This is a genomic window from Ignavibacteriota bacterium, assembly GCA_016218045.1.
GTDB lineage: Bacteria > Bacteroidota > Ignavibacteria > SZUA-365 > SZUA-365 > JACRFB01.
Genome location: JACRFB010000040.1, coordinates 234,697 through 249,046 on the forward strand (window position 1 = coordinate 234,697; position 14,350 = coordinate 249,046).

Below are 14,350 nucleotides of genomic sequence, written 5' to 3' on the forward strand. Positions count from 1 at the left end.
ATGCCTTGACGCCGCGGGGAGGAACCGGTATTTTATCCTCGCCATCCGTAACCGGTTTCACCTCCGCGTTGTCAATCCTGAGTTATCAGGACCCCTGCGGTTGTTACATCATGAAGAGAGGAGTATAGCCATGGTCAAGACGCTACGACTCGGATTACTGCTGCTACTCTGCCTAACCGGCCTCGCCGCCGCGCAGAACCGTGTTTTTCTCACGATAGAACCCGCCTCCCCCGATCCCTCGAAACCGCTCATCTTCAAGATGGGTACCACTGTACACTTCACGGTTCGTGGCTTCGAATATCAAGCGAGCAACCTTCCGCCCGTGGAAGTGCCCGTGATCAATGTGATGTGGTCCGTTGAGCCAAAATATATAGGCACAATCACTCCCGACGGCGACTTCACGCCGATGCCCCACCCGTCTTCGCCCGTCCTCATTCAAGCGGGTCATGTGATAGTCAACGGCACAGTCGGCTCCACGACACTGACGGCCATAGCGCCGTTTATGGTCGACTACGACATCTCCGGCGCCCGCGACTACACTATATCGGGCACGGTGAATGATGCAACGGGACAGCCGATCGCAGGCGCTCGCGTCTCCGCCTTTGATCCCATGATCCCCACCCTCGTGCCGATCGAAACGACCACGGACGCGCATGGCGCCTACTCGCTCCGCACGATGTTTGGCAACTTCTACGTCATCGCGGACGCGCAGGGCTTCCTCGCGGAATATTACGATAACGCCGCGGACCAAACGACGGCCACACGCATACAGAGCGACAGCACGCAACCGCAGCGAAGCGGGGTCGACTTCGTTCTCGCAAAAGCTGCCGGCATCACGGGCCGTGTCGTCAATGTGAAGGACAGCACGCCCATCATCGGCGTAGAGGTTCAGGCGGTCCTGCACTCGAGTCAGCCCAACACGATGCCTGTGTACAACGGCAAGACGGATCACAACGGCGTGTATTCCATCGAAGGTATGACCCCGGGCTCCTATATCCTCGCCGCGTATGCGCAGGGATATGCCACCCAGTATTATGACATGAAATCGAATCCGCGCGATGCGGACACTGTTGTCGTCTCGGCGAATGCGACGATCGACCATATCGACTTTATGCTCACAAGGGATCCGATCATACATCCCGCCACGTATCTGATCACCGGAATTGTCAAGACCGCCGCTGGAACTCCGGTCCAGGGGGCTCTGATCTACGCCGAGAACATGCTTCCCGTCCCGCCGGTGTCGCGGCCCTTTGTGGCGCGAAGCGCGGCAGACGGCTCGTATCAGCTTCCCGTCAGCGGCGGATCCTTTACCGTTCGCGCCGAGGCGCAGGGATTTGTCACCGAGTATTTCAACAATACCCACGACCCCGCTCTGGCAACTCAACTTCAGCTCGATGCCTCACACCCCCGCCGCGATAATGTCGACTTCTCTCTCGGAACGGGTGGACGAATCAGCGGACGCGTCGTGCGGGCCCGTGATAACACGCCCGTGGAGGGCGCATACGTGTCTTTGTATCCCGGCGTGAAAAATCCGACAAACAGCTCCGGTATTGTTCCCGGCGTGGTGACCGACCCCGACGGGAAATACACCCTCGGTGGCCTGGCACCCGGATCCTACGTCGTCACCGCCTCGAAAGAAGGATATGCTGTGCAGTACTTCGATCAGGCAACCGACCCCGTAAACGCGACGAAGGTCCATGTCGCCGACGGCAATACCACTACCGGAATCGACTTTGCTCTCGCGGGCCTGCCTGCAATCACGGGCACTGTGAGAAGCTCCAACGCGACGCCGATCCCATACGCGCACATTTTCGCGACGACGGTACCGCATACCAACACGCAGCCCATCGCGCGCTACGGCACACGCGCCGGGCAGGATGGCACGTACGCGCTTGCACTTCCCGGAGGTGTGTACAAGCTGGAGGCCTCCGCACCCGGCTTCCTGTCTGAATACTACGACAACAAGCGCGCGTACGATTCCGCAACGGCTGTCACTCTGAACGCCGCCGGACCCGATGTCACAGGCATAGACTTTTCGCTGGGCACGGGAGGCATCATCAGCGGTCGTGTGACAAATGCGTCTGACAACAGCCCGCTCGCGGCCTCGACGGTGACGGTCATCCTCCATTCCAGCACCGATCCATCCCGACCGTCCAACGGCGGCATGTCGGCTGTCACTGATTCGAATGGCGTGTACAATATCACGGGCTTGCCTTCAGGCGAGTATTATGTGGCCGCGTATCACGACGGATTCTCGCAGGTGTTCTTCGACGGTGCGGTTGATCTGGCACATGCAACCAAGGTAGCCGTGGTCGAGGATCAGACAACCGACAATATAGACTTTGCGCTGACGCGTCTGCCCGGCATAAGCGGCCGTGTTGTTGACGCGTCCGACAATACACCGGTCGCGCATGCGGAGATCTGGATACAATCCGGCAATGCAACCACGAAGCCGATCATGTTTGCATACACCGACCGCAATGGCGAGTTCCACGCGGCAGTCCCCGCCGGCACATACAAGGTGCGCGCCACCGCCATGCAGTACAATGCCGAGTGGTACAACGAGAAGCTTGATGCGGCGACCGCCGACGCTGTTGTTGTACCCGGTTCAGGCATAGTCAGTGGCATCAATTTCACCCTCTCGCGTTTCGGCGGTGCGATCGGCGGCGTCGTGACCGACGGCTCCTTGCATGTTGCCGGTGCAGCGGTGAAAGTATGGGCCGTCCCCGACGTCACACTGCCTCCGCAGAACACGCGTCGCTTTTTCGCGAGCACTCTCACCGCGGCTGATGGCACGTATGAACTGAAGGGCCTGCCCTCCGGACAATACTACGTCGCGGCGGGTGGCCAGGGCTTCCTGCAGGAGTACTACGACGACGCGGCAACACTGCAGACCGCCACGACCGTGCAGGTCGGCACACTTCCGGTCGGCGGCATCAACTTCGTGCTCGCCGCGGGTGGAAGCATCAGTGGAACAGTGACAAGTGCGAAGGACAATTCGCCGATCGCCCATGCGTATGTGTCCGTGCGCGGCAAAACCGTTGCATACGAAATCGGCACACGAACGGATTCGAGCGGCGCATACTCAATCATCGGGCTCCCCTCGGGTGAATACACCGTGTTTGCCGTGGCCCATGGTTTCGATGCCCAGTACTACAACAACGTGATCGATCCGGCACTCGCGACCGCCGTGGTGGTGGTTGCTCCCGCAAACACGAACGGCATTGACTTCGCGCTCGCGACAGCGGCCCCGGCCGGCACGCGTTTCGCTGGCACGGTCGTCAGCGCCGCCGACAAGTCCCCCGTCCCGCTCGCACTGGTCGAAGCGGTTCATCCGCAGACCGGCGCAACACGTACCACCACGACACGCATCGACGGCTCCTTCTCGTTCGACGCGCCCGAGGGTTCCGTCCTTCGCGCACGAGGTATCGGATTCGTCGGCGCGTATATGTACGGCAATCGCGACTGGTCGGGTGTTCCGGGTTTCACGTCTCCCAGCGAATACACCTTCGAACTCGAACCGCAGCAGGAGTCCGGCCTTGCCGTCCTCACTGGACGCGTCAACGATGCGTATACCGGCCAGGCGCTGCCGAACGCCTGGGTGTTCGCGAGCAATGAAGAGGGCGTCACATGGTTCGGAACCACCGATCAGAGGGGCAGCTTCGCGCTCAATGGCCTCTCGGACGGATCGATGAACATCATGGTTTCGAACGTGCTGTATACCCCCGCAAACGGCAACACCGATGTGATGGCGGGCGCCGGAAACGCGGAGATGTCCGCCCGCAGAAGCAACGGCACAACCGGCGCAGAGACTCCGGTTGCCATCCCGGATAAGATCACGCTATCCCAGAATTTCCCGAATCCTTTTAACCCGTCCACGACCATCCTGTTCACACTTCCGACGAAGGGCCGCGTTTCTCTGCGTGTGTACTCGCTGCTCGGCACGGAAGTGGCCACCCTGGTCGACGGCGAAAAGGACGCGGGCAGCCATACCGCTGTATGGCACGCAGACACTGCGCCCTCAGGCCTCTACCTTTATCGGCTCGAGTCTCAAGGCACAGTCATCATACGTCGTATGACGCTGATGAAGTGACACAGCTACACCTCCTGTAAGGCACAAGAGGCGGCGCGGGCCGCCTCTTGTTTTTTCTTCCGAAAAATCTGCCTTGCGCATCCGGTTGAACCGGTGTAGATTTCTTGTCCACACGCCGCATTCCTGCCGGGGATGTGGACGATTGCAGCACTGCTGCTGAACCGGCTCCCGGCGCGGAAAACGTTGATCAGTATTTGCATCAGGAGGGTATCATGAGCATTCCAAAATTTGAAAGCGAATGGGACGGTTTCAAGGGCCACGTTGCAGTGACCTGGGATCGGCTCAGCGAAGAGGAACTCCTGCGTGTGCAGGGCAACTTCGCGGAACTCGTCGCCTTGATCGGCGAGAGGTACGGCGAACAGAAACAGGCGGTGGAGGAGAAGCTGCGCGGCCTGTACACGGCGTACATCCAGAAAAAGAACGACCTCCAGTCGCGTTCGCAGCAGTTTGTCGAAGGTCTCAAACAGAAGGCGCAGGAATTTCAGAGCGGCGCAAAAGAGAAGATCCAGCGCATTCGCGAGGAGAGTCTGGAACCGGCGGTCGAGAAAACCGAGGAGTACATCAAGGTGCATCCCTTCACTGCAGTGCTTGGCGCTTTGGGCGTCGGACTGCTCGTGGGCGGCATCATCGGCTACCTAAGCAAGAAGCAGTAACAACAGGCGGCGCGGTATTATTCCGCGCGCAGACGCGCGAGACCCGCGCGAATCGTTTCATCCTTTTTTGCGAAGCAGAACCGCAGCATCGACGCACCCTCATTGGATGACGCGTAGAACACCGAGGGCGGGATGACCGCGACTCCCGCATCGCGCACAAGCCGTGTGGCGCACGCGATGTCGTCTTCCTCTGTCGAACGGGGGAGATCGGCCATCACGAAGTAGCTGCCGCGCGGAAGGTGCGGCCGGAATGGCGTATCAGCCAAGCCGGCGCAGAGCATATCGCGCTTATGCGTGTATGTGGCGCGGAAATCCGGAAGGTACGAATCGAGCCGCAGCAGCGCGCGTGACATGGCATGCTGCGCAGGTGTATTCACGGCAAACGTCACGAACTGATGCACCGTTCGTATGGCCCTGGTCAGAGCGGGCGCGGCCATGGAGAAACCTATCTTCCAGCCCGTCATCCCGAATGTTTTGCCTGTCGAGGAGATGGTGATGGTGCGCTCGCGCATGCCGGGCAGCGACGCGATCGGCACATGGACGGCATCGTCGTAGAGCAGGAATTCGTACACCTCGTCGCTCAGCACAAGCAGATTGTGGCGCCGCGCCAGCTCCGCGACGACCGCGAGTTCTTCGCGAGAAAACACCTTCCCGGTGGGATTGTGCGGCGTGTTGACGATGATCATGCGTGTGCGCGCGCTGATGCGGGCTGCGAGTTCTGACGGATCAAACGTGAAGTCGGGACGGTGTAATGTCACGTACACGGGTACGGCTCCCGCCAGCAGCACATTCGCCTGATACGAGTCGTAGAATGGTTCGAACAGAATCACTTCGTCGCCCGGATCGAGGAACGCCAGCATGGAGGAAAACAGGGCTTCCGTCGCGCCTGCAGTGACGGTGATCTCGGATTCGGGATCCCAGTCCTGCCCGTGCCATGTGTGTTGATACGAGGCGATTGCTTCGCGCAGCGACAGCACGCCGGGCATGGGCGCGTATTGGTTTCGGCCGTCGCGCATCGCCGCGAGGGCGTCGTCCACTATCCATTGCGGACCGTCAAAATCCGGAAAGCCCTGCCCGAGATTGACGGCCTTGTGCTCGAAGGCCAGACGTGTCATCGTGGCGAAAATCGATTCGGCAATACTGGATGTGCGTTCTGCGGGCTTCATGGTTGTCGGGAATTGTGCGGAGAGTGGTAGATACGGGAGTGTATCGGTGACTATGGATACGTGTCGGTGTGTGCGGCGCAATTTCGGGAGACGGCACCTGCGCGTCACGCGGATGCCGACACGCGTCAGGGTTTGCGCTCAGAGCATCTGCTGCGGATCAACATCCACATCCACGCGAACGCTGCGCGCCGTCTTCACACGCATGACATCCTCTTCGGCATCCCGGAGAATCCGTGCAAAGATGCTGCCGTCAGGATCCTTCGACTTGCTGACACGGACAAGTATCTGATGCCGGTAACGATTGTTGAGGCGTTGTATCACCGCCGGCTGCGGCGGGTACATCGTGAAGCAGGTCGCCCTACGCTGAAGCGCGGCATGCCAGGCGCGCGCGGCGCCGGAGACGGCGTCCTCCCGCGATCCGGAGAACAGAAGCAGCACGAGCCGCGAATACGGGGGATACGTAAACGCCTTCCTGCTCTCGAGCTCCGCGGCGATGAATCCTTCGAAGTCGTGCGCGACGACGCGCTGCAGCACCGGATGGTCCGGCCGCACGCTCTGTATCAGAACTTCACCCGGTGCCGTACCACGCCCCGATCTGCCTGCAACCTGCGTCAACAACTGGAAGGCGCGTTCGCCTGCGCGAAAATCCGGCAGCATGAGCGACTGCTCCGCCGAGACAACTCCCACCAGGGTCACCCGCTCGAAATCGAGCCCCTTTGCCACCATCTGCGTGCCGAGAAGCACGTCGGCCTCGCCCTCGCCGAAAGACGAGAGAATAAGATCGTGTGATCCCTTTTTCCGGGTTGTGTCGAAGTCCATGCGCAGCAACCGCGCCGCAGGGAGTACCGATGCAAGTTCCTCCTCGACGCGCTGTGTGCCCGCGCCCACGGGATCGAGCGCCGTTCCGCCGCAGCGCGGGCACACGCCCGGTGGCGTGCGCGATGCGCCGCAGTAATGGCAGCGCAACTGGTTCCGGTCCTTGTGCACAACCATCGTGACGCTGCAGTTGGTGCACTCCTCCACATGCCCGCAGTCGCGGCATTCGAGAAAGGGCGCGTACCCGCGTCGGTTGTGGAGCACGATGCTCGACTCGTTCCGCGCGATCCGTTCGCCGATGCCGCGCAGCAGTTCGTCGGAGAAAGGGCCGCGTGCACGCGACTGGCGACGCTGTTCCGTCATGTCCACGATGCTTACCGTGGGCAGGACGGCGGCATCGATGCGGCGCGGCATGCGAAGCAGATCCAGTTTGCCGTTCGCGGCGTTGTGCCAGCTCTCGGCGGATGGGGTGGCCGTACCGAGCAGCACTGTGGCATTCTCGAAACGCCCGCGCATCAGGGCGGCATCCCGCGCGTGATAACGCGGCTGCTGGTCCGTCTGTTTGTAGCTCGACTCGTGCTCTTCGTCGACCACGATGAGGCCGACGTTTTCGAGAGGCGCGAACACCGCGGAACGGACGCCGACCACGATGCGGTATCGCCCCGCAAGTGTGTTGCGCCAGGCGTCATATCGCTCACCCACCGACATGCGGCTGTGCAGCACCGCGACGTCCTTGCCGAACGCGTGCCGGAACCGGAACACCAGTTGCGGTGTGAGCGCGATCTCGGGCACGAGCACAAGCGCGCGCCTGTCCTTCGTCAGGGTGTGGCGGATCGCCTCGATGTACACCTGCGTCTTCCCGCTCGCAGTGACGCCGTGCAAGAGCAGTCCGTGATACCCGCCCGCGTCGATGCATGAGCTGACCGCGGCAAGCACCTGCGTCTGATCCTCCGTGAGTGTAAACGACTTCGGTACTTCTTCATACAACAGGCGCGGCTCACGCGTCACTTCCTCCTGCAGCACCTCGACGATTTCCTTTTCCTCGAGAGCACGGACGGCTGCGGCGCTGGCACGCGCTGTTGCAAGCACTTCGGGCATGGGCACTGTCGGACGACTGCGCGAGAGTGCGGACCAGAGTACCGCGAGTACGTCCACCTGTTTCGGCGCGCGCTTCTCGAGCAGTTCCATCAGCTCGGAGATCTTCTCCTGCCTGTTCCATGGCGGAAGAAGCCGCACGACATTGATCATTTTTTTCCGCGCCTGCGGCACGCCGATGACCGATTCCACGGTCACCGCGCCGTCCTTTTCAAGCGCATGCAACTGTGCACTTATTGATGTGAGCCCGGCGATATCGCGCAGCACGGCTTCCGACAGCAGCTCCCCGGTCAGCAGCGCCTCCACGATCATACGTTTCGTTTTTGAAGTGCCGATCGCGCGGGCCAGCACCCGCTCGTCATCGGACGCAAGCGATACGTACCGTTCCGATCCGATGTCCATGCCTTTCGGCAATGCAGCTTTCAGCGCGTCGCCGAGACCACAGCAATAATACCGCGCCACCCAGTCGCAGAGCCGCATCAACAACGGCGAAAAAACGGGAGACGGATCCAGGACCTCCTCGATCGCCTTGACACGGAACGCCGGCGCCGTATCGTGCACCGCGAGAACAAATCCCATGACCGGACGACGTCCGAGCGGCACGACAACACGCCGGCCCGCCTCAACCGACGAGGCCAGTCCCTCCGGCACACCGTATGTCAGCGCATGTTTTGGGACGTTGGGGATCGCAATATCTGCAAAAGAGGCCATGTCGGAACAAAGATGCGTCTTCCCGCGATGCTCCGCAATGGCGGGCGGGCGGGCGTCGTGCCCGTGCCCCGTTTACTCGACGAGAAGAAGTGTCGACGCGCTGTGTTCTTGTGTCGCAACACGAAGCACATACACCCCGGCAGCGAGTCCGTGCAGCGGCACAACACAATCCGCGCGTCCATCGTGCGATACGGAGACGTCCTCCAGCCGCGCAATACGGACGCCGAGCACCGAGAACAGCGAGGTCTCGAGTATCTGTCCTTCCGGTGCGGAGACGAGCAGCCGTGTCTGCTCGCGCGCGGGATTGGGATAGGCCTTGAGCACGAGTCCGTGCGGGGCAGGAGCAAGATCGGGGATACCCAGCGCCTTGTCGTCCCATTCCCCGAGGTGGAGCGATGTTTTTGCTCCTGCCTGTGTAAACGAGCCGCCGGCGAAAACACTGTATGCCTCCACATCGAGCGAAAGAACGGGTGCGTCCGTACCCGATCCGAGCGGCTGCCATTTCCAACCGTTCCAGCGTGCGATGTTCGACGCGGGATCCGCGCCCGCCTGTGTAAATTCGCCTGCCGCAAAGACACGCCCGTCGCGCGCGGCGAGTGTGCGGACGGGCCCGTCTGTTCCTTCACCCAACGCGGAGAAGCGAAGGGTGATCCTGTTCCAGGACGCGACATTATTCGCTGGCACATTGTCGATGTCCGTGAACTCGCCTCCGATGTACACATTGTCACCGTCAACACGCAGCGCGGCGACGGTGCCGCTGATCCCTCGTGTCATGGTACGCCAGGCCTGTTTCTCGTATCGCGCGAGGGCCGTGTAGGCAATGCCTGCGAGGGGTTCGAAGAATCCTGTGACGTAGAGCACACTGTCGTCCGCATCAATCGCGTCGATGGTGGCGGAACGATACAGATATTTAAGTCCAAGATCCGCCGCCTGCCATGAAAGCGTACGCATGTTCCAGGCGGACAGGCCGAGCACGGCAAAAGTGTCCACCGTCGAAAACGCGCCCGCGGCGAAGAGAAGATCGCGATCGACGGCGAGCGCGGTCACCGCGCCGTTCGGATGCGCGATGGAGGCCGGTCCCAGCCGGCTCCATGCACCCGCACGCGAATCCCATCGTGCGATGTGCTGCGCATCGGTCGGACCGGCGCCGAAAAAGAATCCGCCGATGTACAGATCGCTCCCGCTGCTTCGCATGGTATACACTTCGCCGTACACTCCGCGCGCAGTGTCGGGGCCGAGCGCGGACCATGTCCTCGTGGTTCTATTCCATCGTGCAATGTTGTTTGTGATCACCGTGTCGGCAGAGCGGAACGCCCCGGCGACATACACGTCGTCTCCGATGCGCGCGATGGCGTCGACAAAGACGTTCGCCGAAGCCCATACGCCGCCGCGGAAATCGGTGCGCGAGACAGGCACGGATCCGCCCGCATCGACATGTGCAATGGTGGCAGCCGGAGTACCCTCCATCGAGAGGAACGAGCCGCCGCACAGGATGGTGCCGTCGGACAGTGGAACGATTGTTTCGACGAGTCCCGGCATCCTGCGGCCGCACTGCTGCCACGCGCCGTCGAAGCGGTACAGGTGCGACGCATCACCGCGTTCGTCCGCCGCGGTCGCGAGCATGCGCGTGGGGTGTGAGGAGAAAGCCACCGGAATTTCCGCCACGTGAGGAGTCGGCGCGCGCCATGTGCGCTGCGCCGGTTCCCACTCCAGAAGATTTGACTGCGCTGCGGGGGATGCGGACAGGAAGGCGCCGCCCACGACAATGCGGTCCGACGATGTATCCTTGGCCAGCAGTGTCACGAGGTTCGGGACACCGTTGCCGGATGCATCGCTGAGTGGCTCCCATGCACCTCTGCGAAAATCGTATGCGGCGATATTCGCCGCAGCTTTGCCTCCGGCGTGAGTGAAGGATCCTGCAACGTACAACACACTGTCGTACAGCAAATGTGCGGCGTACGCGGGACCATGTGTGTGTGACAACGTGCCGGTAAGACCGGACCACACGCGGCCTGCAGAATTCCACACGGCCACATTACGCGCAAGTACACCGCCCGCTTCATTAAACGCGCCGCCGACGAGGATAGAGTCCGCCCCGACCGCTGTGATGGTGTACACCGCACCCGCGACGCCCGTCTTTACCGAGCCGAGGGCCTCCCATGAGACGCCGTTCCAGTGTGCAACACCATTCAGCGTAAGTGATCCTGAACGACGGAACGCGCCGACTGCATAGAGGCCGGAAGGAGCCCAGACGAGGCCGTTCACAGGACCGTCGAAGCCGCTGCCGACAGACGCCCATGTCGCTGTGGCGGGATCCCATGATGCGATATTCCGCGCGCGAACACCGCCTGCCACCGTGAAATCACCTCCGACATAGAAACGGCCGTCCGCGCCGCGCGCGATGGCACGCACACTCGCGGCATCGATGCCCGGCCGCCCGAAGCCGTCGCTCCACGAATTGTCGTCGAAGATCACCCGCGCGGCATGTGAGAACTCCTGGCGCTGCTCCGGCGCACCCTGCGCCGCTGCGCCTGGCAATGATCCGCCCTTCCAGCGTTCGTAGCCCTCGGGCCTGGACAATTGCGCGTGCGCCGTCAGAAAAGCTGCCGCGAATATCCACAGTGCCGCCGCACTCGTCGTGCGTGCTCGAAGAGATCTGCGATGCTGTGCCATGGGGCTCCAAGCGTTGGTGAAAAGACCAATGTAGCAGGATGATGGATGATCAGGAACTGCGCCCCTGACGCGTCTCGTAACCTTGGAATTGCCTCGCCGCGTCGATACCTTTGTTGATGCAGGAAAATGCGCACCTTTATCCTTCTCACCGACGGCGAAATCTGCACGCCATGCACACATGACCCCCTGTTCCGCGTAATCCTGACTGGCCTCGATGAAAAAAACCCCGCTCTTCATCATCTTCATCATCGTGTTCGTCGACCTGCTCGGATTCGGCATCGTCATCCCCATCCTCCCGCTGTACGCACAAAGAGGATTCGGCGCATCCGATTTTACGGTCGGTCTGCTGGTGGCGTCATTTTCCCTCATGCAGTTGCTTTTTACGCCCCTGTGGGGCCGCTGGTCCGATCGTATCGGACGACGGCCGGTGCTGGCCGTCGGTCTCGTGTTTACGGTGATCGGGTATGTGCTCTTCGGTCTGGCCGGATCACTGTTCATGCTCTTCGCTTCGCGTATGCTGGCCGGCATCGGCGGCTCCAACATCAGCGCCGCGCAGGCGTACATCGCCGATGTGACCCCCGTGCATGAACGCGCGAAAGGGATGGGACTGATCGGCGCCGCCTTCGGGCTGGGATTTGTGTTCGGACCCGTCATCGGCGGCCTGTTGAGCGTGTACGGGTACGAGATTCCCGGACTTGCCGCGGCGGGGCTGTCGTTCATCGCGCTGCTTCTCACGCTCACCATACTTCCGGAGCCGACGGTACACAGCGCCGACACAACCCGCGTCTCCATGGCGTTCAACGTGCAGGCACTCCGGGAGGCCGTCTCGCGGCCGAAGGTGGGCGTGCTCCTGCTGCTGTTCTTTCTCGTCACGTTCGGCTACGCAAACATCTACGCGACCTTCCCCATCCTGACCACGCGCGAATTCGGATATTCGGATCATGAGGTAGGATATCTCTTCGGGTACCTGGGCATTGTGGGCGCGATCACGCAGGGCGGACTGATCCGCATCCTCACACGCCGGGTCGGGGAGCGCACGCTCTTTTTCATCGGCGCCGCGCTCACCGCGGTCGGTCTCTCGCTGATCCCCTTCCGCATGGGCACCTGGTACCTCCACGCGGTGCTGACCGTGCTGGCATTCGGATCCGGACTTGTCACACCCATGGTACTCGGCCTGCTCTCGAAATACGCCGACCCTCATGAACAGGGCAGCATCCTCGGTATCAACCAGTCGCTCGGCGCGCTGGGGCGTGCCGTCGGTCCTGTTTTCGGAAGCTTCATGTTTCAGGCCGCAGGCCATCAGTATCCTTTTTTCACAGGAGGAGCGGTGATGCTCGTCGTCCTCCTCATTGCATGGCGCACGCTCTGAACCGGCAGGCGCACGACCGAGAGGCACCCGTATGACGATGACACAACGCACCTTGTACAAGACCATCGAGAAGATCGGTCTTATCGACTACGCCTCGGAAGAGGAGATGCTGATCGCGATCCTCCGCGAGTTTGTGTCGAACGACCGGATCAACATCATCGGCGGCCGCATCTGGCAACTGCGGCAGGAGACGCGCACCTACCGGCTCGTATATGAGCAGGGCACCATCGAGGAAGTCGGCGTGGGTTTCGAGATCGCGCTGAAAGACTACGAGGTGTTCGACCAGGTGGCGCGCAGCCGCACAGTTCTCGCCGACGAAACCAACCGCACGCTGAGGAAAAAAGGCATCAAGCGCTATTCCGCCACCGGCATGGGAGGCACCGTGCGCATCGGCAGAACCGCCTATTATGAATACCTGATGGCCTTCAACACGGTAGTGAGCGACGAGGAACTGCGCTATACGATGAACATCGTGGCGCAGGCGGTCACGCAGCTCCTCGAACGCCGTCGCAGCGAGGCGGAAAAACGTATTCTGGAGAACGAACTCGAACACGCCGCCGAACTGCAGCGCCAGATCCTTCCGGCGCACGAATACCAGTTCGGCCGCTACGAGCTGTACGGCATCAGTATGCCTGAACGCACGGTCGGCGGCGACTTCTTCAACTACTACACCACGCCGGGCGACTCCGACCGCCTCGGCGTCGCGGTGGGTGACGCGGCAAGCAAGGGCTTTCCCGCGGCCGTCCAAGCCCTGTTTGTCTCGGGCGCGTTGATGATGAGCGTCGAGTATGAGTCGAAAATCTCGTCCGCCATCAGGCGTATCAACACCATCAACCGCAAAATTTTCCCCGACGACCGCCTGCTGTCCCTGTTCTACTGCGAATTATTCGACGTCAAGGACGGACTGCTCCTCTATGCAAACGCGGGGCATCCGGCGCCCATTCACTACCACGCGGCCACACGTTCGTGCAGCTCGTTGACGGTCACGGGTCCCATCATCGGCCTGCTTCCCGACGCGACGTTCACGGTGGCCGGCATCAACCTCGCTAAAAACGACATCCTGCTCCTGTATACCGACGGCATCACGGAAGCCAACAATGGCAGCGAGGAATACGGCGAACAGCGTCTCGCCGACATGCTCGCGGCGCGTGCGGACAAACCCGCAAAAACGATCTGCGCCGAGATTGTGCAGGACGCGCAGATTTTCGGCACACACGGCGTCTACGCCGACGACAAAACAGTTGTGGTAATTAAACGTCTACGGTGAAGCCATGGCATCACAACATTCCTTCGACATCGTTTCCCGCATCGACATGCAGGAAGTGGACAACGCGTTTCATCAGACCCAGAAGGAGATGCTCACGCGGTACGACTTCAAGGGATCGAAGAGCCGCATCGAGCTGAATCAGAAGGACCGCCAGATCGTGATCCTGGCCGACGACGACTTCAAACGCAAGGCGATTCTCGACATGCTGCAGAACAAGCTGATCAAGCGCGGCATTCCGGTCAAGGCCCTGCAGTACGGGAAGATCGACGACGCGTCCGGAGGCATGCAGCGCCAAATCGTGACACTGCAAGCGGGCATCGACAAGGACAATGCGCGCGAACTCGTCCGCATGATCAAGGATACCAAGCTGAAGGTGCAGGCAGCGATACAAGAGGACCAGGTGCGCGTCACCGGCGCGAAGATCGACGACCTCCAGACCGTGATCCAGCATGTACGCGAAGCGGACCTTCCCTACGACACGCAGTTCGTGAACTTCCGCTAGGAAGC

General features: G+C 61.2%; 8 protein-coding genes. 5 read left to right on the top strand and 3 right to left on the bottom strand.

Translation table 11 applies throughout. The annotated features are described in order from the left end of the window. Positions 1–130 precede the first annotated feature (130 nt). On the top strand, positions 131–4,093 hold the full coding sequence (locus HY962_10645; protein MBI5647379.1) for a carboxypeptidase regulatory-like domain-containing protein: 3,963 nt from the start codon (positions 131–133) through the stop codon (positions 4,091–4,093). Positions 4,094–4,305: 212 nt separating this feature from the next. Beyond that, on the top strand, positions 4,306–4,746 hold the full coding sequence (locus tag HY962_10650; GenBank protein MBI5647380.1) for a hypothetical protein: 441 nt from the start codon (positions 4,306–4,308) through the stop codon (positions 4,744–4,746). Between the two features lie 17 nt (positions 4,747–4,763). Here the strand turns inward: HY962_10650 and HY962_10655 are convergent, their stop codons facing one another. From HY962_10655 to HY962_10665, 3 genes are all read right to left on the bottom strand, one after another. Continuing rightward, positions 4,764–5,912 carry an aminotransferase class I/II-fold pyridoxal phosphate-dependent enzyme gene (locus HY962_10655; protein ID MBI5647381.1) on the bottom strand — a complete coding sequence of 383 codons (1,149 nt, stop codon included), beginning with the start codon at positions 5,910–5,912 and terminating at the stop codon, positions 4,764–4,766. Between the two features lie 138 nt (positions 5,913–6,050). Beyond that, positions 6,051–8,534 carry a primosomal protein N' gene (gene priA, locus HY962_10660; GenBank protein ID MBI5647382.1) on the bottom strand — a complete coding sequence of 828 codons (2,484 nt, stop codon included), beginning with the start codon at positions 8,532–8,534 and terminating at the stop codon, positions 6,051–6,053. A 72-nt stretch (positions 8,535–8,606) separates the two neighbouring features. Next, positions 8,607–11,207, bottom strand: coding sequence for a T9SS type A sorting domain-containing protein (locus HY962_10665; GenBank protein ID MBI5647383.1), 2,601 nt, complete (start codon positions 11,205–11,207; stop codon positions 8,607–8,609). Positions 11,208–11,421: 214 nt separating this feature from the next. Between HY962_10665 and HY962_10670 the strand changes: the two genes are divergently transcribed. Genes HY962_10670 through HY962_10680 form a run of 3 tightly spaced genes read left to right on the top strand, consistent with a single transcriptional unit; the run spans position 11,422 to position 14,345 of the window. Continuing rightward, positions 11,422–12,576 (top strand): MFS transporter, encoded by a 1,155-nt coding sequence (locus HY962_10670; protein MBI5647384.1) that lies wholly within the window; start codon positions 11,422–11,424, stop codon positions 12,574–12,576. Between the two features lie 31 nt (positions 12,577–12,607). Continuing rightward, positions 12,608–13,843 carry a PP2C family protein-serine/threonine phosphatase gene (locus HY962_10675; protein ID MBI5647385.1) on the top strand — a complete coding sequence of 412 codons (1,236 nt, stop codon included), beginning with the start codon at positions 12,608–12,610 and terminating at the stop codon, positions 13,841–13,843. Between the two features lie 4 nt (positions 13,844–13,847). Next, positions 13,848–14,345 (top strand): YajQ family cyclic di-GMP-binding protein, encoded by a 498-nt coding sequence (locus HY962_10680; protein ID MBI5647386.1) that lies wholly within the window; start codon positions 13,848–13,850, stop codon positions 14,343–14,345. The last annotated feature ends 5 nt before the right edge of the window (positions 14,346–14,350 follow it).